General features: G+C 72.0%; 20 protein-coding genes. 8 read left to right on the top strand and 12 right to left on the bottom strand.

Annotation, left to right across the window (positions count from 1 at the left end):
- Positions 1-28: 28 nt before the first annotated feature.
- The 4 genes from ehuA to ehuB are packed head-to-tail and all read right to left on the bottom strand — an operon-like array spanning position 29 to position 3,070.
- Positions 29-847: an ectoine/hydroxyectoine ABC transporter ATP-binding protein EhuA gene (ehuA, locus tag GA0070617_RS24305; protein WP_280519250.1), complete on the bottom strand. Its 819-nt coding sequence runs from the start codon at positions 845-847 to the stop codon at positions 29-31.
- On the bottom strand, positions 837-1,490 hold the full coding sequence (gene ehuD / locus GA0070617_RS24300; RefSeq protein ID WP_091447242.1) for an ectoine/hydroxyectoine ABC transporter permease subunit EhuD: 654 nt from the start codon (positions 1,488-1,490) through the stop codon (positions 837-839). Before ehuD ends, ehuA begins: the two co-directional genes overlap by 11 nt.
- The gene (gene ehuC / locus GA0070617_RS24295) at positions 1,487-2,206 is read right to left on the bottom strand and encodes an ectoine/hydroxyectoine ABC transporter permease subunit EhuC (RefSeq protein ID WP_091443123.1); all 720 of its coding nucleotides are present in this window, start codon (positions 2,204-2,206) and stop codon (positions 1,487-1,489) included. The genes ehuD and ehuC overlap by 4 nt, the downstream gene beginning before the upstream one ends.
- 9 nt (positions 2,207-2,215) lie before the next feature.
- Positions 2,216-3,070 (bottom strand): ectoine/hydroxyectoine ABC transporter substrate-binding protein EhuB, encoded by an 855-nt coding sequence (ehuB, locus tag GA0070617_RS24290; RefSeq protein WP_091443119.1) that lies wholly within the window; start codon positions 3,068-3,070, stop codon positions 2,216-2,218.
- Between the two features lie 648 nt (positions 3,071-3,718).
- On the opposite strand from ehuB, the gene GA0070617_RS24285 reads away from it, so the two are divergent.
- The gene (locus tag GA0070617_RS24285) at positions 3,719-4,525 is read left to right on the top strand and encodes an Fpg/Nei family DNA glycosylase (protein WP_091443116.1); all 807 of its coding nucleotides are present in this window, start codon (positions 3,719-3,721) and stop codon (positions 4,523-4,525) included.
- Positions 4,526-4,881: 356 nt separating this feature from the next.
- On the opposite strand, the gene GA0070617_RS24280 is transcribed toward GA0070617_RS24285, so the two are convergent.
- The 3 genes from GA0070617_RS24280 to GA0070617_RS24270 form a co-directional block, all read right to left on the bottom strand.
- Positions 4,882-5,844 (bottom strand): PDDEXK family nuclease, encoded by a 963-nt coding sequence (locus GA0070617_RS24280; protein WP_091447238.1) that lies wholly within the window; start codon positions 5,842-5,844, stop codon positions 4,882-4,884.
- 558 nt (positions 5,845-6,402) lie between these two features.
- Positions 6,403-7,773 (bottom strand): FAD-dependent oxidoreductase, encoded by a 1,371-nt coding sequence (locus GA0070617_RS24275; protein WP_091443113.1) that lies wholly within the window; start codon positions 7,771-7,773, stop codon positions 6,403-6,405.
- A gap of 60 nt (positions 7,774-7,833) precedes the next feature.
- Complete coding sequence (locus tag GA0070617_RS24270) at positions 7,834-9,015, bottom strand: carboxylate-amine ligase (protein WP_091447233.1); 1,182 nt, start codon at positions 9,013-9,015, stop codon at positions 7,834-7,836.
- Positions 9,016-9,196: 181 nt separating this feature from the next.
- Here GA0070617_RS24270 and GA0070617_RS24265 point away from each other — a divergent pair, with 181 nt between their 5' ends.
- The 3 genes from GA0070617_RS24265 to GA0070617_RS24255 all read left to right on the top strand — a co-directional run bounded on the left by GA0070617_RS24265 (position 9,197) and on the right by GA0070617_RS24255 (position 11,924).
- On the top strand, positions 9,197-9,484 hold the full coding sequence (locus tag GA0070617_RS24265) for a DUF6412 domain-containing protein (RefSeq protein ID WP_091443110.1): 288 nt from the start codon (positions 9,197-9,199) through the stop codon (positions 9,482-9,484).
- Between the two features lie 111 nt (positions 9,485-9,595).
- Entirely contained in the window at positions 9,596-10,411 is an 816-nt protein-coding gene (locus tag GA0070617_RS24260; RefSeq protein ID WP_091443106.1) for a YidC/Oxa1 family membrane protein insertase, read from the top strand.
- Between the two features lie 82 nt (positions 10,412-10,493).
- On the top strand, positions 10,494-11,924 hold the full coding sequence (locus tag GA0070617_RS24255) for a carbohydrate-binding protein (RefSeq protein WP_091443103.1): 1,431 nt from the start codon (positions 10,494-10,496) through the stop codon (positions 11,922-11,924).
- Positions 11,925-11,934: 10 nt separating this feature from the next.
- Here GA0070617_RS24255 and GA0070617_RS24250 read toward each other — a convergent pair whose 3' ends face one another.
- Positions 11,935-12,624, bottom strand: coding sequence for a DedA family protein (locus tag GA0070617_RS24250; protein WP_091443099.1), 690 nt, complete (start codon positions 12,622-12,624; stop codon positions 11,935-11,937).
- 117 nt (positions 12,625-12,741) lie between these two features.
- The gene (locus tag GA0070617_RS24245; protein ID WP_091443096.1) at positions 12,742-13,356 is read right to left on the bottom strand and encodes a DUF1349 domain-containing protein; all 615 of its coding nucleotides are present in this window, start codon (positions 13,354-13,356) and stop codon (positions 12,742-12,744) included.
- Between the two features lie 65 nt (positions 13,357-13,421).
- Here GA0070617_RS24245 and GA0070617_RS24240 point away from each other — a divergent pair, with 65 nt between their 5' ends.
- Positions 13,422-15,074 (top strand): alpha-amylase family protein, encoded by a 1,653-nt coding sequence (locus GA0070617_RS24240; protein ID WP_091443093.1) that lies wholly within the window; start codon positions 13,422-13,424, stop codon positions 15,072-15,074.
- Positions 15,075-15,136: 62 nt separating this feature from the next.
- Positions 15,137-15,895 (top strand): 3-oxoacyl-ACP reductase FabG, encoded by a 759-nt coding sequence (gene fabG / locus GA0070617_RS24235; RefSeq protein WP_091443090.1) that lies wholly within the window; start codon positions 15,137-15,139, stop codon positions 15,893-15,895.
- Between the two features lie 83 nt (positions 15,896-15,978).
- On the opposite strand, the gene GA0070617_RS24230 is transcribed toward fabG, so the two are convergent.
- From GA0070617_RS24230 to GA0070617_RS24220, 3 genes are all read right to left on the bottom strand, one after another.
- The gene (locus GA0070617_RS24230) at positions 15,979-16,365 is read right to left on the bottom strand and encodes a hypothetical protein (RefSeq protein ID WP_091443088.1); all 387 of its coding nucleotides are present in this window, start codon (positions 16,363-16,365) and stop codon (positions 15,979-15,981) included.
- A gap of 136 nt (positions 16,366-16,501) precedes the next feature.
- Positions 16,502-16,918 (bottom strand): hypothetical protein, encoded by a 417-nt coding sequence (locus tag GA0070617_RS24225; protein WP_091447230.1) that lies wholly within the window; start codon positions 16,916-16,918, stop codon positions 16,502-16,504.
- Between the two features lie 117 nt (positions 16,919-17,035).
- Positions 17,036-17,227 carry a hypothetical protein gene (locus GA0070617_RS24220; protein ID WP_091443085.1) on the bottom strand — a complete coding sequence of 64 codons (192 nt, stop codon included), beginning with the start codon at positions 17,225-17,227 and terminating at the stop codon, positions 17,036-17,038.
- A 194-nt stretch (positions 17,228-17,421) separates the two neighbouring features.
- Here GA0070617_RS24220 and GA0070617_RS24215 point away from each other — a divergent pair, with 194 nt between their 5' ends.
- Positions 17,422-17,703: a hypothetical protein gene (locus GA0070617_RS24215; RefSeq protein WP_175440640.1), complete on the top strand. Its 282-nt coding sequence runs from the start codon at positions 17,422-17,424 to the stop codon at positions 17,701-17,703.
- 81 nt (positions 17,704-17,784) lie between these two features.
- Positions 17,785-18,684, top strand: coding sequence for a Gfo/Idh/MocA family protein (locus tag GA0070617_RS24210; protein ID WP_175440639.1), 900 nt, complete (start codon positions 17,785-17,787; stop codon positions 18,682-18,684).
- Positions 18,685-18,747: the final 63 nt, after the last annotated feature.

The raw sequence follows: 18,747 nt of genomic DNA, 5'->3' as shown, positions 1-18,747 counted from the left end.
CACCAGGAGCCCGACACCCGTTGCCGCCTCAGCGGGCGTCGAGGACGGCCCGGAGGAACTCCTTGCTGCGCTCGTGCCGGGGATCGGTGAAGATCTGTTCCGGCGGCCCCTGCTCGATCACCTGGCCCTGGTCGAACATCATCACCCGGTTCGAGACGTCCCGCGCGAAGTTCATCTCGTGGGTGACGATCAGCATGGTGATGTCGGTGGTGTCGGCGATCTCCCGCAGCACGTCGAGCACCCCGACCACGAGTTCCGGGTCGAGAGCCGAGGTGACCTCGTCCAGCAGCAGCACCTTGGGTTCCATGGCCAGCGCCCGGGCGATGGCGACCCGTTGCTGCTGCCCGCCGGAGAGTTGGGTGGGCCGGGCGTCCGCCTTCTCGCTCAACCCCACCCGTTCCAGCAGGCTCCGGGCGCGCTGCTCGGCCTCGTCCCGCGAGACGCCCAGCACCCGTACCGGCGGTTCGGTGACGTTGCGCAGCACGCTCATGTTCGGGAAGAGGTTGAACTGCTGGAACACCATGCCGATGGAGCGGCGCGCCTGCCGCAGGTGCTTCTCGTTGGCCGGCCGGTAGCCGGTGCCGGCGCGGACGTGCCAGAGCGGATCGCCGTCGACCCAGATCAGCCCGTCGTCGGGACGCTCCAGCGTCATCAACAGTCGCAGGATGGTGGTCTTGCCCGAGCCGCTCGGCCCGATCAGGGTGACCCGCTCGCCGGGGGCGACCTCGAAGTCGAGTTCGCGGAGCACCACGTGGTCGTCGTACTTCTTGACCACCTTGTCGAACCGGACCATCGGCCCCGTCGACGGCAGCGGATCGGTTTTCTCGGTGACAGGTTCAGCGACCAAGGCGGATCTCCAATCGGCGCAGCGCGATGGCGGTCGGGTAACTCGCGGCCAGGAAGATCAGGCCGACGAGGGTGATCGGCTCGACGTACCGGAAGCTGTAGCCGCCGATCGACCGGGCCTGTTGGAGCATCTCCGGCACGGTGATCAGCGCCAGGAACGGCGTCTCCTTGAACATCGAGATCACGTTGTTGCCCAGCGCCGGCAACACCCGACGGATCGCCTGGGGCAGCACCACGTGCTGCCAGACGAAGCGTCGGGGCAGCGAGAGCGCGGTGCTGGCCTCCCACTGTCCCCTGGGGACACCGTCGATCCCGGCGCGGTAGATCTCGGCGTAGTAGCAGGCGTAGTGCACCCCGAGACCGATGACGCCGGTGGTCAGTGCGGGCAATGTGACGCCGGCCAGCGGCAGCACGTAGAACAGGAAGAAGAGCTGCACCAGCAGTGGCGTGCTGCGGACGAACTCGATGAACGCACCCACCAACGGTGCGAGCACCGGCACCCGCAGCCGCCGCACGACCGCGAACACCAGTCCCAGCATGGCGCCGAGCAGGGTACCCAGCACGGTCGCCACCAGGGTGAACCGGACGAAGGCCGAGAGCAGGTCCGGCAGGATGTCGAGGGCGTAGTCCCAGTCCCAGGTCATCCGGTCACCCCCCGGGTCGGTCGGGCCGGTGACCACCAGCGGCGTCGGGCCGGTTCGTGCTGACCGACCGCGGCCTTCGCCCGCCGCTCCAGCGCCCGGGTGCCCAACGTCAACAGGTAGGCCAGCGCCAGATAGACCAGGAGCGCCAACCCGAAGATGTACGCCTCATGCCCCTCGGCCGCCCGGAAGTCCTGGGTGACCGCGGTCACGTCGATCAGGGTGACCGTGTAGACCAGCGGCGTCGACTTGAGCAGCTGGATCAGCAGGTTGTTGAACGGCGGGATCATCCCCACCACCGCCTGCGGCAGGATCACCAGCCGCATGCGTTGGTAGGCGGTCATGTTGCAGGCCACGGTCGCCTCCCACTGCGCCCTCGGTACGGCGTTGATCGCACCGCGTACCACCTCGGCCCCGTACGCGCCGAAGTTGAGCGCGAAGGCGGTGACCCCGACGGCGAGCGGCTCCAACGTCCAGCCGAAGGCCGGCAGCACGAAGAAGAGCCACCACAGCTGCACCAGCAGCGAGGTGCCCCGGAAGAACTCGATGAAGGTCCGGGCCACGAACCGGGGCAACCGCCCCTTGGCCTGCGCCAGCAGCCCGAAGACGAACGAGATGACCAGCGCTCCGGCGGCACCGAGCACGGTGACCAGCACGGTGATCCAGACACCGCCGAGCAGATCGTCGACCCAGGGGGTGAAATCGGTGACGAAGTCCACGGCTACGGGTCAGCCCTGGCAGAGCTGCTCGGTGGTCAGGTCCGCCGGTGGGATGGTCTCCGGGCCGAACCCGAACGGCTGGATCAGCTCCAGCAGCCGGCCGGATTCGCGCAGCTTGGCCAGTTCGCCGTTGAACGCGTCGCGCAGGTCGGTGCTGTCCTTGCGGAAGACCGCCGCGCCGGCACCGATCTGCTCCTTGCCGTCGATGACCGGGGTGAACGGCTCGGTCAACGTCAGCTTGGCGTCCTGTTCCTGGTCGAGCATGTTCCGCAGCGAGATGCTGGTCAGTGCGAAGGCCTTGATCCGGCCGGCCTTGAGCGCCGAGAGCGCGTCCCGTTGGCTGGCGATCTCGACCAGCTCGGTCACCCCGAGTTCCCGGGCGTGGATGCCCTCCACCGCGCCGGGCAGCACACCCAGCGTGACACCCGCGTCGGCCACCGACTTGTAGTCGGTGAGCTGCTCCGGGTTGCCCTCGGGCACCAGGAACGCCTGTGGCGCGACGTAGACCGGCGCGGAGAACTGGGCCTGCGCGCACCGGTCCGGCAGGATGAACATGCCGGCCGCCACCGCGTCGAACCGCTTGGCGTTCAGGCCCGGGATCAACTGCCCGAATCCGACCTGGACCCCGCGCAGCTCGTCGATGCCGAGCGCCTTCCAGATCTCACCGTGTACGGCGGGGGCCTGCCCGGTGAGGTCACCGCCGTCCTTGAACGCGTACGGCGCCTCGCCGGCGAAGCCGACGGTCAGGTAACCGCGCTCCCGGGCCTGCTCCAGCAGGTTCCCGTCGCCACCGGCGTCGCCGCCGGCGGTGTCGGTCCGCGAGCAGCCCACCAGAGCGGCCGAGGCGGTGGCCGCGCCGGCCACGGCCGCGAGCCTGAACAGATCACGCCGCGATGTTCCTCGATTCAGTGCCACAGCTTCTCCCTTTCCACGATGGCTTACGGGGGGTGCGTGGATGCCCGACCATAGCCACAAGCACCGCAAAAGATGAAAAATGCTTATGTATCGTGATCGGACCTTAATCACGGACCGCAGTCGCCGCCGGCTCCGCGCAGCCCGAGGCACCCGGCGAAAACCCCGCTTGAGCAGCGCAGAAGGCCGGACACGCGCTGTCCGGCGGGCCTGCGACCATGCCAAACGCAGGCTCGGTGATCACGCACCGCATTCAACCGGCGGTCGGCAGCGCCGTGCCGTTCCCGACGCGGACAGGCGTCAGCGCGACGCGGGTCGTTCCGCGCCGGTCGGCCGTCACCCGGCAGGAACCCCGCCCGGCGACCCTGGTCGTGCACCCTGATCATGGCGGCGGGGCAGCCCGCCACCTGGCGACCGACCATACCGACCCGACCGTGGGCGACAACCCCCACCCCCGGGTGGAGCTGGGAAAACGCTGAGAATCCTCGCATTGCTCCCATCGGGCGCGGGACCTCTTCCGGCGTCCGACACCCCGACAGGTCAGGTCACCGGGCAGCGCCGGCCGAAGGCGTCGGCGTGGCTCGGCTACGCTCGGCAGTCGTGCCAGAAGGACACAGCATCCACCGCCTGGCGGCCCGGCACGCCGAGCTGTTCGCCGGGGACAAGGTGCACGCCGCCAGCCCGCAGGGCCGGTTCGCCGAGGGCGCGGCCCGGCTTTCCGGCACCGTCCTGGAGTCCACCGAGGCGTACGGCAAGCACCTGCTGCACCACTACGCCGGTGAGCTCACCCTGCACGTACACCTGGGGTTGTACGGGAAGGTGACCGACGGCGACGGTGCGCCGCCGGAGCCGGTGGGGCAGATCCGGTTGCGGCTGGCCAGCGACCGGCACTGGCTTGACCTGCGTGGCCCGACCGCCTGTGAACTGCTCGACCCGCCGGAGGTACGGGCCCTGCGGGAGCGGCTCGGCCCGGATCCGCTGCGCGCCGACGCCGACCCGGCGCGGGCGTACGCCCGGATCGTGCGCAGCTCGACGGCGCTGGCCGCGCTCCTGCTCGACCAGTCGGTGGTGGCCGGCACCGGGCTGATCTTCGTCACCGAGGCGTTGTTCCGGGCCGGTCTGCCGCCGACGCTGCCCGGCCGGCAGCTGACCGCCGCCGCCTGGCGGGACCTCTGGGTCGACCTGGTCGAGCTGATGACCCTCGCCGTCGCGCACGGCCGGATCGACACCGTCCGCCCGGCGCACCTGCCCGAGGCGACCGGCCGGGCCCCCCGCGTCGACCGGCACGGCGGTGAGGTCTACGTCTACCGCCGCCCCGGCCAGCCCTGCCACGTCTGCGGCACCGAGGTGCGCCGCGGCACCCTCGCCGGCCGCAACCTGTACTGGTGCCCCACCTGCCAACGCTGACCCGGCAGCTCACCGGCCCAGCTGCGGAGGTCGCCGGTGGCCGCTGGCCTACCTGCGGGTCGGCCGACGGCCGTTGGCCCAGCTTCGGTGGCCGGTGCCCGATGCTCGGTGGCCCAGTTGGGGTGTCCGGTGCCCGTGCCCGGTGCCCGTGCCCGTGCCCGGTGCCCGTGCCCGTGCCCGGTGCCCGGTGCCCGTGCTCGTGCTCGTGTCCCGTGCCCGTGCTCGTGTCCCGTGCCCGTGCCGGTGCCGGTGCCGGTGCTCGTGTCCGTGTCCGTGCTCGTGCCGGTGCCGGTGCCGGTGCCGGTGCTCGGTGCCCGTGCTCGATGGCCCAGTTGCGGTGGTCGGTGGTCGGCGGTCTAGCTGGGGGTCGGATCCGCCGACCAGCCCGCAGCCGTCAGGGCGGCCCGAAGTTGGGCCGCCACCTCCGCCGGGCGTCGCCGGACGTCGAACGCGGTGAACCGCAGGATCCGGTCACCCTCGATCCAGACCTTGTTCTGTCGGCGCAGGTCGGCCGCCCAGTTGCGGACATCCATGTGATGGGCGCCGTCGACCTCGACATGCAGCCGCCATCGCCGCCAGTAGGCGTCCAGGAACCGGGTCCGGCCGTCGGCGTCGGGCCGTCGTTCCTGGCCCTCCGGAACCGGAAGTCCGTACCGCCGGCAGAGCCGTACCAGGTCGATCTCGGAGAGAGCCTCGGCGCCGCCGGCGATGTCCCGTATGGTCTGCCGCAGCAGTGGTCGGCGGCGGGCCCGGGGCAGCCGGTCCAGGACCGATTGCAGCGCCGCCGAGGTCACCCGCCGCTGCTGGCAGCCGGCAGCGAGGATCTCCTGCGCCTGATCATCGGTACGCGCCCACTGCGCCGCGTCCACCAACGAGCGGGCCATGCTGGTGCGGTGCGGGCGGCCGCGCTGCCGGTCCTGCGGTGGCAGCACGCGGGTACGACGTATCCGCACCGCCGGAAGCCCGAGCGGTAGCCGGCGGAGCAGATCGGCGGGGTGCGCGGGGTGCGGAATCAACACGTCGACGGTGTCGTACCGCCACGTGCCTCGCAGGCCGCCAGCCTGTGCCGCAGCCAGACCGGAGAGCAGGGCCTGGTCGCCGGCGCCCAGCACCGCGACCCACCACTGTTGGTCCCGGCTGTAAACGGCGTTCGCCGAGCCGGCCCGCAGGACGCCCCGACAGACCCGGTGCCAGCGCCCGCTGGTCACCAGGTGCCGCACCTTCGCTGGACTCAGCTCGGCCGTGGCCTGTCCCCAGGTGATGATCCCCGCCTGCTCGAAGAGCAACCACTCCACCCGCAAAGCGCCATCACCAGCCACCCCCACCCCCACCCATCCCAACCCCCACCCAACCCAACCCACCCAACCTCACCCACCAACCCCACCCCACCCGCCCACCCCCCGCAGTCACCTCCCCGACATCCGGCGCTTTGGGGAGATCTGTGGTCGCCATAGCGACCACAGATCTCCCCAAACCCGGGCTGCGGGGTCGCGGGGCGGCCGGGCCGCCGGGCCGCCGGGCCGCCAGGTCGTGGGGCTGCCGGGTCGCGGGGTCGCGGGGCTGCGGGGTCGCGGGGTCGCGGGGCTGCGGGGCCGCCGGGCCGCCGGGCCGCCAGGTCGCGGGGCTGCCGGGCCGCGGGGTCGCGGGGCTGCGGGGTCGCGGGGCTGCGGGGTCGCGGGGTCGCGGGGCTGCCGGGTCGCGGGGTCGCGGGGTCGCGGGGCGGCCGGGCCGCCGGACCGCCAGGTCGCGGGGCTGCCGGGTCGCGGGGCCGCGGGGCCGCGGGGCCGCGGGCGGCCGGGCCGCCGGGTCGCGGGGCTGCCGGGTCGCGGAGTCGCGGGGTCGCGGGGCGGCCGGGCAGGGGAGTAGCCGGGTGGCGGTTAGCGGGCTAGGGCGTCTACGGCTTTGCGGGCGGCGATGAGGACCGGGTCCCAGACCGGGGCGTACGGCGGGGCGTAGCCGAGGTCGAGACCGGTCATGTCGTCGACGGTCATCTCGTTCCAGAGCGCCACCGCCAGGGCGTCGATCCGCTTGGCCGCCTCGGACCAACCGACGATCTGAGCGCCGAGCAGCCGACCACTGGGGCGTTCGGCGATCAGCTTGACCGTCATCGGCCGGGCACCGGGGTAGTAGCCGGCGCGGTTGGTGGACTCCACGTGCACCGAGACGAACTCGAACCCGGCCGCGTGGGCATCCTGCTCCCGCAGGCCGGTACGCCCCACCTCCAGCTCGCAGACCTTCGTCACGGCGGTGCCGATCACCCCGGGGAAGGCGGCGTACCCGCCACCGATGTTGATCCCGGCGACCCGGCCCTGCTTGTTGGCGTGGGTGCCGAGCGGAATGTGCACCGGCAGGCCGCTGACCCGGTGCAGGCTCTCCACACAGTCGCCGGCCGCCCAGACGTCGGGCACCCCGAGCACCCGCATCCGGCGGTCCACCCGGACCCCACCGCTGGAGCCCAGTGGCAGGCCGGCCGCCTCGGCGAGGGCGGTGTTGGGGCGTACCCCCAGGCCCAGGACCACGACGTCGGCCGGCACCGGCCCGTCGTCGGTGACCACGGCGGTGACCCGGCCGTCCCGTTCCCGGAGCCCGGTCACCTCGACGCCGGTGCGGATCTCGATGCCCAGGGCCCGCATCGCGTCGGCGACCCGGACGGCCATGTCCGGGTCCACCGTGGTCATCGGCTGTTCGGCCCGCTCGACCAGGGTCACCGTGAGACCACGTTGGATCAGCGCCTCGGCCATCTCGACACCGATGTAGCCGCCGCCGACCACCACCGCCCGGCGGGGTGCGGGCTCGGATTCCAGCCAGGCCCGCAGCGCCGCGCCGTCGTCCAGGGTCTGCACCCCGAAGATGCCGGCCACCTGGCTGTCCGCCCATGCCGGCAGGCGCGGGGTCGCGCCGACGGCGTACATCAGGGTGTCGTAACGCTCGCGAATCTCGCGGTCACCGTCGAGGTCCCGGGCGACGACCTCGCGGCGGTCGAGGTCGATCCGGGTGACCTCGTGCCGCAACCGCACGTCGATCTGGTACGACTCGCGGAAGGTGGCCGGGTGTCGGGCGATCAGCTCGTCCCGGTCGTCGACCACCCCGCCGATCCAGTACGGGATGCCGCAGGCCGAGTAGGAGGTGAAATGTCCCCGCTCGAAGGCGACGATTTCCAGATCGTCGCGGTCGCGCAGGCGCCGGGCCTGGGACGCCGCCGTCATTCCGGCGGCGTCCCCGCCGACCACGATCAACCGTTGGGCCACCTGATCAGTCTGTCACGCGCTGGCGCGCCGCATCAGTCTGTCACGTGCTCACGCGCCGCATCAGTCTGTCACGTGCTGGCGCGCCGTCGGGTCCACTGCGGTACCGCGGGTCTGCTGGGCGACGTCGGCCACCACGTCGGTGAGCCGACCGGTCCGGGCGAAGACGGCCCGCTGCCGGGCGGCCCCGGTGCCGTGCCGCCGCAGCCCGTCGATCAGACCGGTGACCTGGTCGAGGTCGCCGTGCTGGGCCAGCGCTGGGCGGAGCCGGTCGACCAGGGCGTCGAACAGCTCCCAGGCCGGGCGCACCGCCCCGGTGGCCAGGTCGACGCCGGAACCCTCCAGCCCGTCGTGGGCGGCCCGCCAGTGCGCCGCCACCAGCAGGTGGTGGTCGGTGTTGACGGCCGGACGGCCGGCGGCGATGTCCGTCATCGCCGTCTGGACCAGGGCCCGGACCAGGCCGGCGATCAGCACCGCGTCGTCCACCGTCGGGCAGACGTCACCGATCCGGATCTCCACCGTCGGGTACTTCGCCGACAGCCGGGCGTACCAGTAGAGCATCCCCTCGTCGAGCATCACCCCGCTGTCGATGAGCTGGCGGATCAGCCGGCCGTAGTGCTCGTACGACTCCAGCCAGGGGGTGGGCGCCACCGACGGCCAGCGTTCCCACTCGATCGAGCGCCAGCTGGCGTACCCGGTGTCCTCGCCCTGACTGAACGGGGAGTTCGCGGTGACCGCGTGCAGGATCGGCAGCCAGGGCCGGACGTGGTTGAGCACCTGCACGCCGGTGTCCGGGTCCGGCACGCCGACGTGCACGTGCATGCCGTTGTTGCCCGGACCGGGCACCAGCAGCCGGAACCGCTCGATCATCCGGTCGAAGCGCGGCTTGTCCACCACCGGCGGGATCGGCCCGTCGACCGGGCCGGTGCCGATGGCCAGCACCCGTACCCCGGCCCGCTCGGCGGCGTCGGCCAGCGCGGCCCGCAGCACGCCGAGGGAGTGCCGGATCGACGACAGCTCCAGTCCGGGTGGGCTGCCGATCTCGATCTGGCTGGTCTGGAACTCCCGCTCCACCTGCCCGCGCAGTTCGGCCGGCACCTGCTCCATCACCAGGTCCACGGCGGGCACGGCGGCACCGGTGTGCGGGTCGACCAGGAGGAACTCCTCCTCCACCCCCACGGTCAGCCGGTCGGACCCGCCGGTTTCCGTCGTACCCGCGGTCGCCTCCGCAAGCTGACCGGTCATCGCCGCCACCACCATCCCTCGTACCGTCGGTCGGCTGTCCGCTTCTCGCGTGCCGGATCGTGGTTACCCACGGTGGTCGGGCGGGGAAACGCGCATCGGCGGGTCCGAATCGGCGCTTCCCGATCCGTGCCGCCCGGCGCTGTCGGTGCCGGGGCGTGACGCGGGGTCCTACGATGCCGGCATGCTGGCGCGGTTGTGGGTCCTGACGTGGGTGTACCTGCTCACCCAGTCGACCGTGCTCGCTGACCGACCGGCCGAGCTGCTGGCCGGGGCGGCCGTCGTCGCTGCGGCGCTGCTGGCCGCCCTGCTCGCCGCGCACCCACGTGCCTGCACCGTCCGCCGGATCGCCCGGCACGGCACCGGCCTGCGGCAACGGGCCCGGCAACGCCGGATGCCCCGACAGGTCGACCCGGACGCCGCCGGCCGGCCGCGTCCCCGCGCACCCGGCGCGGCCCCATCGGCCGCGTAGTTCCCCTCGCCGCCGGGTGATTCCCGGCCGGCAGCCCTCCCGCGCGGCCGATTCCGTCTCGCCAGTCGTCCACCACGGACGTCTCTCCGGAATCTGACCGAGGGGTCACCCATGCTCGCCTTCGCACCTGTCGACACCGCGGTCGGCGCTGCCAGCGCCGCCGTCCACCTGCTCGCCGCCACACTCGAACCGCTGACCGGGGGCGCGGCCACCGCCGTGGCCATCGTGCTCTTCACCGTCCTGGTCCGGCTGCTCGTCTCGCCACTGACCGTCGCGCAGGTACGCGGCGAGCGGCGCCGCGCGGCGCTCGCCCCCCGGGTGCGCGACCTGCGCCAGCGGTACGCCGACGACCCGGCCCGCCAGCAGCGGGAGTTGCTCGGGCTGTACCGCGAGGCCGGGGCCTCCCCGGTCGCCGGGTGTCTGCCGGCGCTGTTGCAGGCGCCGTTCTTCTTCCTGATGTTCCAGCTCTTCACCACCGCCGACGCCGGGCGGGGCCTGCTGACCGAGGAGCTGGCCGGGGTGTCGCTCGGCCACCGTGTCGGCGACGGACTGGCCGGGGCTGCGGGACCGCTGTTCGGCGTACTGCTGGTGGTGTTGACCGCCCTGGCCTGGTGGTCGTCGCGGCGGATGCGCCGCGCGACGGCGGGCGGCAGTGCCGTGGCGACCGGCAGTGCTGTGGCGGGCGGCAGTGCTGTGGCGGGCGGCAGTGCGGGCGGCGGCCTGCCGCCGGCGGGGGAGTCGGTGGCGGAGCTGGGCGGGGCGGTGGCCGTGGTGCTGGGCAGGCTGTTGCCGCTGCTGCCCTACCTGACCGTGGCCGCCGCTCTGGTCCTGCCGTTGGCCGCGGTGCTCTACCTGGTGACCACCACGGCCTGGACCGCACTGGAACAGCTGGTGTTCCGCCGCTCACCGGCGGTGCCGATCGCGTGATCGATGTTGACAAATGCCGACCGGGTACGTAGAAAACCTGAGAGAGCGCTCTCTCGCCCCCGTCCCGCAGAGAGGCACGCCCGTGACACCTGCCCCGGCGGCTCCCGCCGCACCCGCCCCGCGTCGTCGGCTACGACTGGCCGTCGCCCTGTCCGCCGCCGTCACCACCGTGCTGGCCGGCGCCGCCGTCAGCGTCAACGCCAACGCCGCGGTGCCGACCCCGCCCGCCGGCTGGAGCCTGGTCTGGAGCGACGACTTCACCGGCGCCAGCGGCACGCTGCCCTCTTCGGCCAACTGGATCATCGACACCGGCACCAGCTACCCGGGTGGCCCGCCCAACTGGGGCACCGGCGAGATCCAGACGTACACCAACAGCACCTCGAACCTCTCCCACGACGGCGCCGGCAACCTGCGGATCACCCCGCTGCGCGCGTCGAACGGCACCTGGACCTCGGCCCGCATCGAGTCGGTACGCAGCGATTTCAAGGCCCCGGCCGGTGGCATCATGGCCATCGAGGGCCGGATCCAGATGCCCAACGTCACCGGGGACGCCGCCCTCGGCTACTGGCCGGCGTTCTGGGCGCTCGGCTCGCCGTACCGGGGCAACTACCAGAACTGGCCGGGCATCGGCGAGTTCGACGTGATGGAGAACGTCAACGGGATCAACCGGGTCTGGGGCGTCCTGCACTGCGGGGTCGCGCCCGGTGGTCCGTGCGACGAGAACAACGGCCTGGGCAACTTCCGGACCTGCCCCGGCAGCAGCTGCCAGTCGGCGTTCCACACCTACCGCTTCGAGTGGGACGCCTCGACCAGCCCGCAGCAACTGCGCTGGTACGTCGACGGGCAGCTCTACCACACCGTCACCCAGAGCCAGGTCGGCGAGCCGTACTGGACCCAGATGACCAGTCACGCCGGGTACTTCCTGCTGCTCAACGTGGCGATGGGCGGCGGCTTCCCGAACGGCGTGGCCGGCTTCGGCACCCCGACCGCCGCGACCGTCCCCGGTCGGCCGATGCTTGTCGACTACGTGGCGGTGTACCGGCGTGGTGGCGGCACCACGCCCACCACCCCGCCCACCACGCCACCGACCACCCCGCCCTCGGGGGTGCGCGACGCGTACTCGACCATCCAGGCCGAGTCGTACAACGCGCAGAGCGGGGTGCTGGTCGAGGCCTGCTCCGAGGGGGGACAGAACATCGCCGCGGTGGGCAACGGCAACTGGGTACGCTTCGACAACGTCGACTTCGGCTCCACGCCGCCCACGGACTTCGTGGCCCGGGTCGCCTCCGGCGCCGCCGCCGGGGTCAGTGGCCTCGTCGAGGTGCGGGTGGGCAGTCCGACCAGCACCCCGATCGGCAGCTTCAGCGTGGCCAACACCGGTGGTTGGCAGAGCTGGCGGTCGGTGCCGGGCAACGTGTCCCGGGTGACCGGCCGGCAGACGGTCTATCTCACCTTCACCAGCGGCCAGCCCGCCGACTTCGTCAACGTCAACTGGTTCAGCTTCCGCCGCTGACCCGCTCGGCTCACTGACCCGCTCGACCCGACAGCCCCGGTGTGCCGCCGGGGCTGTCGGTGCGACGACGGCGGCGGCGGGCCTTCTTGACCGCCCAGATGGCGATCATGACGACGAAGATGGCGATGATTCCGTAGTCGAACCAGCTGCTGTACCTGTCGATCTCCTGCCAGCGGGAACCGAGGACGTAGCCGAGCCCGACGAAGAGCGCGTTCCAGATGCCGCTGCCCAGCGTGGTCAGCAGGACGAACTCCGGCAACGGCATCCGGTTCGCCCCGGCCGGGATCGAGACCAGGCTGCGGACCACCGGCATCATCCGCCCGAAGAGCACCGCCCACCGGTCGTACCGCTCGAACCACCGGTCGGCGCGCTCCAGGTCGTCCAGGTCGACCAGGGGCAGCCGGTCCAGCCACCGCTTCAACCGGTCCTCGCCGAGCACCGCGCCCACCCAGTAGAGCACCAGCGCGCCGAGCAGCGAGCCGGCCGTGGCGGCCACGCCCACCACCACCACGTTGAACCGGCCCTCACCGGCCAGATAGCCGGCCATCGCCAGGACGATCTCGCTGGGGATCGGCGGGATGATGCTCTCCAGCGCGACCAGCAGCGCCACGCCGATCGGACCGGCGGACTCGATCACCTGGGCCACCCAGCCGGTCAGACCGCCCAGCTGGCTCGGTTCGACGTTCTCGGCGAGAGCCATGACGGGCGTCCTTCCGCGGGCGGCCGGCAAGACGTGAAACGGCCGGGGATCATCCAGCCTTACCCCACCGCCGTCCGGCCACACCTGCCGGTGGGCCGGCCCACCCTGATCGGCTGGTCAGCTCTCGGGATGCAGCTCCCGGTCCGCCGGGCCCTGCCGCCAGGCGGTGAAGCGGACGGCGAGCCCATCACGGGTCGGCGAGCAGCAGAACGGCCCGGCCGACGCGGCGACCCCCTCGGCCAGCGGAGCCAGCCGGACCAGCTGCCACGGCTCGCCCTCGACCCGGGCCCGGACGGTAAGCGCGTCGCCAGCCCGGCTGACCCGGACGCTCACCAGCCGGCCGGCCCAGGTCGGCACCGCCGCGACCGACCAGTCCGACAGCTCCCGGGTGACCACCGCACCGACCTGCGGCTGGCCGTCACTGAACTCCACCCCGGCCTTGGTCCAGGTGCGTTCGTCGACCCGGACCAGGATGCCCGCCTGGTCGAACTGCTCGGTGAAGTCGAGCCGGAAGTCGACCTCCACGGCCCGGCCGACGGGCAACGGGGCCAGCAGTGCCGACCCGTCGTCGTGGACGAAGCCGTAGCTGGTGTGCCGCCAGAAGTCACTGCCCGCACCGGGCTGGACGGTCAGCCCGCCGTCCGGGGTCGGCTCGGCGCGTACCGGTCGGTTCAGCCAGACCCCCTCGGTCCAGTCGACCCGGCGGGGCGGCACGGCGGAATCCTGACTCATGTCGTGACGGTACCGGAGGCCAATTCGCGTTTGCCGACGGACGCGGTCGGAAAAGTGAATGCCGCATGGGTGACAGGTGGTACTCCGAGGCGGTCGTCTACTGCCTCGACATCGACACGTTCGTGGACTCCAACGGCGACGGGGTGGGCGACATCCCCGGCCTCATCAGCCGACTCGACTATCTGGCCAGGCTGGGCGTGACCTGCCTCTGGCTGCATCCGATCCACCCGTCGCCCAACAAGGACGACGGCTACGACGTGACCGACTTCTACAACGTCGACCCCCGCTTCGGCACCCTCGGCGACTTCGCCGAGCTGCTGCACCAGGCCGGCAACCGGGGCATCAAGGTGATCATCGACCTGGTGGTCAACCACACCTCCGACGAGCACCCGTGGTTCGTCTCGGCCCGCTCCTCGCCCGACTCGCCGTACCGCGACTGGTACGTCTGGGCCGACCACGAGCCGACGGACCGCCGCCAGGGCATGGTCTTCCCCGGGGAGCAGAAGGAGACCTGGACCTACGACCGGACCGCGAAGGCCTGGTTCTACCACCGGTTCTACAAGTACCAACCGGACCTCAACTTCCAGAACCCCGAGGTACGCGCCGAGGTCAAGAAGATCATCTCGTTCTGGCTCCAGCTCGGCGTCGCCGGGTTCCGGATGGACGCGGTGCCGTTCATCATCGAGCTGACCGAGCCCGGCCACCCCGACTCGGCCAAGGACTTCGAGTTCCTCACCGAGCTGCGCGAGCACGTGCAGTGGCGGCGCGGTGACGCGGTGCTGCTTGCCGAGGCCAATGTGGAGCCCGACGAGCTGCCCCAGTTCTTCGGGGACAAGGGCGGCTCCGGCAACCGGGTACACATGCTCTTCGACTTCATGCTCAACGGCCGGTTGATGTTGGCGCTGGCCCGCGAGGACCCGGAGCCGGTGATCGAGGCGCTGCGGGACACCCCGGTCCTGCCCAACGGTGGGCAGTGGGCCACCTTCCTGCGCAACCACGACGAGATCGACCTGTCCCGGCTCACCGCCGACCAGCGTGAGCAGGTGTACGAGCAGTTCGGCCCGGACGAGAACATGCGCATCTACGACCGGGGCATCCGGCGGCGGTTCGCCCCCATGCTCGGCAACGACCGTCGGCGCATCGAGCTGGCGTACTCGTTGCAGTTCTCGCTGCGCGGCACCCCGGTGCTGCGCTACGGCGAGGAGATCGGCATGGGGGAGAACCTCGACCTGGACGGCCGGTACGCGATCCGTACCCCGATGCAGTGGTCGTACCAGCCGAATGCCGGCTTCTCCACGGCCGAGCCGGAGAAGCTGGTCCGGCCGGTCATCTCCGACGGTGAGTTCGGCTACCAGGCGGTCAACGTCACCGCCCAACGCAGGGACCGCGACTCGCTGCTTGCCTGGTTCGAGCGGATGATCCGGACCGTACGCGAGTGCCCCGAGATCGGCTCCGGCTCCACCACCCACATCGACATCCCGATGCCGCCGGGCGTGCTGGCGCACCGGGCCGATGGACGGCACGGGGCGATGGTCTTCCTGCACAACCTCGGCACCAGCGACGCGGTGGTGGACCTGGGCATGCTCGCCGAGGAGGCCGACCTGCCGATCGACGTGCTGGCCGACCAGCCCTACGACGACGTGGAGCAGCTGGACAAGCTGAAGATCGCCGGCCACGGGTACCGCTGGATCCGGCTCTACCGGGGCAACGGAAGCTGACCCTCGGCAGTTCCGGAGGCGCGGGTTAAGCTCCTCCGACAGTCCGTTACCGGGAGGTAGCCATGTCGGAGGAGCCCCGCGTCGCCATCGTCACCGGAGCCGCCCGCGGCATCGGTGCGGCCACCGCCCGCCGGCTCGCCGCCGACGGCCTGACCGTCGCGGTGGTCGACCTCGACGAGTCGGCGACGGAGCAGACCGTGGCGGGGATCGTCGCCGCCGGTGGCCGCGCCCTCGGGGTGGCCGCCGACGTCGCCGACCGGGCCCGGGTCGCCGCAGCCGTCGACCGGGTCGCCGCCGAGCTGGGCCCGCCGACCGTGCTTGTCAACAACGCCGGGGTGCTCCGCGACAACCTGCTGTTCAAGATGACCGACGCCGACTGGGACACCGTGCTCGGCGTACACCTGCGCGGCGCGTTCCTGTTCAGCCAGGCCGCCCAGCGGCACATGGTCGAGCAGCGGTGGGGCCGGATCGTCAACCTCTCCAGCACCTCCGCGCTTGGCAACCGGGGCCAGGCGAACTACGCGGCGGCAAAGGCCGGCCTGCAGGGCTTCACCAAGACCCTCGCCATCGAGCTGGGCCCGTTCGGCGTGACGGTGAACGCGGTGGCCCCCGGGTTCATCGTCACCGACATGACCGCCGCCACCGCCGCCCGGATGAAGGTCGACTTCGCCGAGTTGCAGAAGCACACCGAGTCGACCATCCCGGTCCGCCGGGTGGGCCGCCCCGACGACGTGGCCCACACCATCTCGTTCCTGGTCAGCGAGGGCGCGTCGTTCGTCTCCGGCCAGGTCGTCTACGTCGCCGGCGGCCCCCAGGACTGAGCGGCGTCCCGGCGGTGCTGCGTCCCGGCGGTGCTGCGGGCCGACTGTGCTGCGTCCCGGCGGTGCTGCGGGCCGGCGGCGGCTCAGCCGCGACCGGACGGATCCGTCCGGTCCGCGCCGCGGGTCCGCCACAGCCAGGCCAGGCCGAGCACCGGCAACACCAGCGGGATGTACCCGTAGCCGCTGCCGAACTCCGACCAGACCGTCTCGTCGGGGAAGAGCGCCGGGTCGGCCAGGCTCAGCGCGCCCACCCCCAACACCCCGGCCAGCTCCACCGAACAGCAGACCAGCGCGGTCCGCCGGCCACCGGTGCCGGCGCGGGCCAGCCCCACCGCGGCCACGATGTAGATCACCGCCGCCACCCCGGAGAGCAGGTACGCCACCGGGGCCTCGGCGAGTTTCGTCGCGATCTGCAACCCGGCGCGTGCGGTCGCCGCGATCGCGAAGAGCAGGTAGACCGCGATCAGCAACCGCCCTGGCCCCCGGTTGGTGCCCCTGGGCTCACCGGCTGGCTGCCCGGCTGGTGGGGTCGCTTGTTGGCCGGTTGGCTCGGCTGCTGGCTGCCCGGCTGGCTCCGCCGCTGGCGGCCCGGCCGGTGGGGTCGGCTCAGCCACCGGAGCCTCCGGCGGCCACGACCGCCCAGGTCTGCTGGAGCCGGACCACCACCACCGGCACGACCAGGCAGACCACGCAGACGATCGCCGAACCCCACCGGGTGGGCTCCATCCGGGCCAGCACCGCGGCCAGCGGGGGCAGGCAGACCAACGTCACCACGTACCCGGCGAACGCCCCCGGCTCGCCGGGCCGCTCCCCGCCGCCGAGCGCGACCAGCGCCACCACCACCAGTGCGACCAGCGCGAGCTCCAGCACGGCCAGGCCGACAAACTGCGCCCGGTCCGGTGCCCGGTGGCGCACCGCCGCCACCAGGGCCCACCCCGCGAGTACGAGCGACAGCACGATCGTCGCCGTCGCCAGGATCCCGTCCACCGGCGAACCCGTCGCGGCGGCACTGGTCATCGCCAGCCCCCCGGCCCATCCCTCGGTCACCGCCCCAGCCTACTAACCGCCGTAGTACTCACCATGTGGGTGGTGGCCAGCAAGGTCGCGCCGCCTGGCGGTAGACCGCCAGGCGCGGGCACGTCAGTCCTCGTCTGCCGGGGCGGGGCGGTGGTCGGCTATCCACGCCCGAACGGCCGCGCCGTCCCAGACGCGCCCCATCTTCAAGGTCACGACAGGGTCAGGAAAGCCCTTGCGGCCCACGATGATCGTGGCGCGCTGCTTGCTGATCCCGCCGAGGAGATCACGGATCTCATCCAACCCAAGCAGCTCCACAAACTGACGGTATGGCTTCACCCCCTTGCACAAAGATGTTCAGGGTTAGGAAACGCCCTTGGGGGTTGCCTTGAGGCAACTCATTATGACCACAACGGCAGCCGTTGCCACCGGTGCCGTCCGGATGGCTGGTGCCCCCGCGTCGCGATATCGCGTGCTCGGATTCTGGCCTGGCTGCGGGTGAAGGACCTGCGGTGAACGCGCCACTGCCGGAGGCAGGCGATCTGGTCCTCGTAACCCGCGCTGCCAGCCCTCAGTTTACGAAGCCGATCGTGATCCGGGTGATTCGCGTGATCGAGGGCTGGACCAAGACCACCTACGACGGGTGGACCTGGTTGGAGGCCTACCAACTCGATGCCCGGGGCGACGCCGTTGTACGTCGAGCGATCTTCGTGCGAACGGCAGGGCTGACGACTCAGCGCCAACCCGTCCCGGCGCAACCAGGACGGCCCCGAGCCCCGGTGCCGGGGTGGTGAGCTGCGGTCGCGGTGGCCGGCGGCTAGCGTGGCTCACGGCTGCGGCGTCGGCGTGGCGGAGAACGACATCCGGGAGGTTCCGTGCTGCGGTTCGGATTGTTCGGCACCGGTCACTGGGCGACGAAGGCGCACGCCCCGGCGCTCGACGCCCACCCCCGGATCGAGTTGGCCGGAGTCTGGGGGCGTAACCCGGAGAAGGCCGCCGCGCTGGCCGCCCGGTACGGGGTGCCGGTCTTCACCGACGCCGACGCCCTGATCGAGGCGGTCGACGCGGTGTCGGTGGCGCTCCCGCCGGACGTACAGGCCGACCTCGCAGTCCGGGCCGCCACCGCCGGCCGGCACCTGCTGCTGGACAAGCCGACCGCGTTGACCGTGGCCGACGCCGACCGGGTGGTGGCCGCCGCCGAGCAGTCCGGGGTCGCCTCGGTGGTCTTCTTCACCAGCCGGTTCCTGCCGGACATCGCCGCGTTCCTCGCCTCGGCCTCGGCAGCCGGCGGTTGGCACACCGGTCATGCGTTGCGGTTCGCGTCGATCTTCCAGCCGGGCGGGCCGTACCAGGATTCCACCTGGCGGCGGGAGCACGGCGCGCTCTGGGACGTCGGACCGCACGCGCTCTCGATCATCCTGCCGGTGCTCGGCCGGGTGACCCGGGTGGCCGCGATGGACGGCCCGCGTGGCCTGGTGCACCTGCTGCTCACCCACGACGGGGGTGCCACCAGCACGGTCTCGCTCACCCTGGACGCCCCGCCGGGGGCCGATGCCCGGGAGTTCGTCTTCTACGGCGAGAACGGGGTGCAGCACGTACCGCCCGGTGACGGCAGCCCGATCACCGCCCTCGGTGCCGCCCTCGACCAGCTGCTGGCGGAGATCGACGCCGGCACCCGCGACCACCGCTGCGACGTCCGGTTCGGCCGCGAGGTCGTCGCGGTCCTCGCCGCAGCCGAGACCGCCCGCACCACCGCCACCACCACCCAGCTGTAAGGAAGGGCCCCTTCTTAACGCATTCGGTCGAGCGGGGCACCCCTCTCACACACCGCGCTGCCG

Source organism: Micromonospora yangpuensis, assembly GCF_900091615.1.
GTDB classification, from domain to species: domain Bacteria; phylum Actinomycetota; class Actinomycetes; order Mycobacteriales; family Micromonosporaceae; genus Micromonospora; species Micromonospora yangpuensis.
This window is presented reverse-complemented; position numbering and strand designations above follow the sequence as displayed.

Bases quoted from the DNA above. Each gene is read 5' to 3' on its own strand.
- ehuD (WP_091447242.1), bottom strand. From the start codon at position 1,490: ATGACCTGGGACTGGGACTACGCCCTCGACATCCTGCCGGACCTGCTC.
- GA0070617_RS24270 (WP_091447233.1), bottom strand. From the start codon at position 9,015: ATGACCGGTCAGCTTGCGGAGGCGACCGCGGGTACGACGGAAACCGGC.
- GA0070617_RS24265 (WP_091443110.1), top strand. From the start codon at position 9,197: ATGCTGGCGCGGTTGTGGGTCCTGACGTGGGTGTACCTGCTCACCCAG.
- GA0070617_RS24260 (WP_091443106.1), top strand. From the start codon at position 9,596: ATGCTCGCCTTCGCACCTGTCGACACCGCGGTCGGCGCTGCCAGCGCC.
- GA0070617_RS24250 (WP_091443099.1), bottom strand. From the start codon at position 12,624: ATGGCTCTCGCCGAGAACGTCGAACCGAGCCAGCTGGGCGGTCTGACC.
- GA0070617_RS24245 (WP_091443096.1), bottom strand. From the start codon at position 13,356: ATGAGTCAGGATTCCGCCGTGCCGCCCCGCCGGGTCGACTGGACCGAG.
- GA0070617_RS24240 (WP_091443093.1), top strand. From the start codon at position 13,422: ATGGGTGACAGGTGGTACTCCGAGGCGGTCGTCTACTGCCTCGACATC.
- fabG (WP_091443090.1), top strand. From the start codon at position 15,137: ATGTCGGAGGAGCCCCGCGTCGCCATCGTCACCGGAGCCGCCCGCGGC.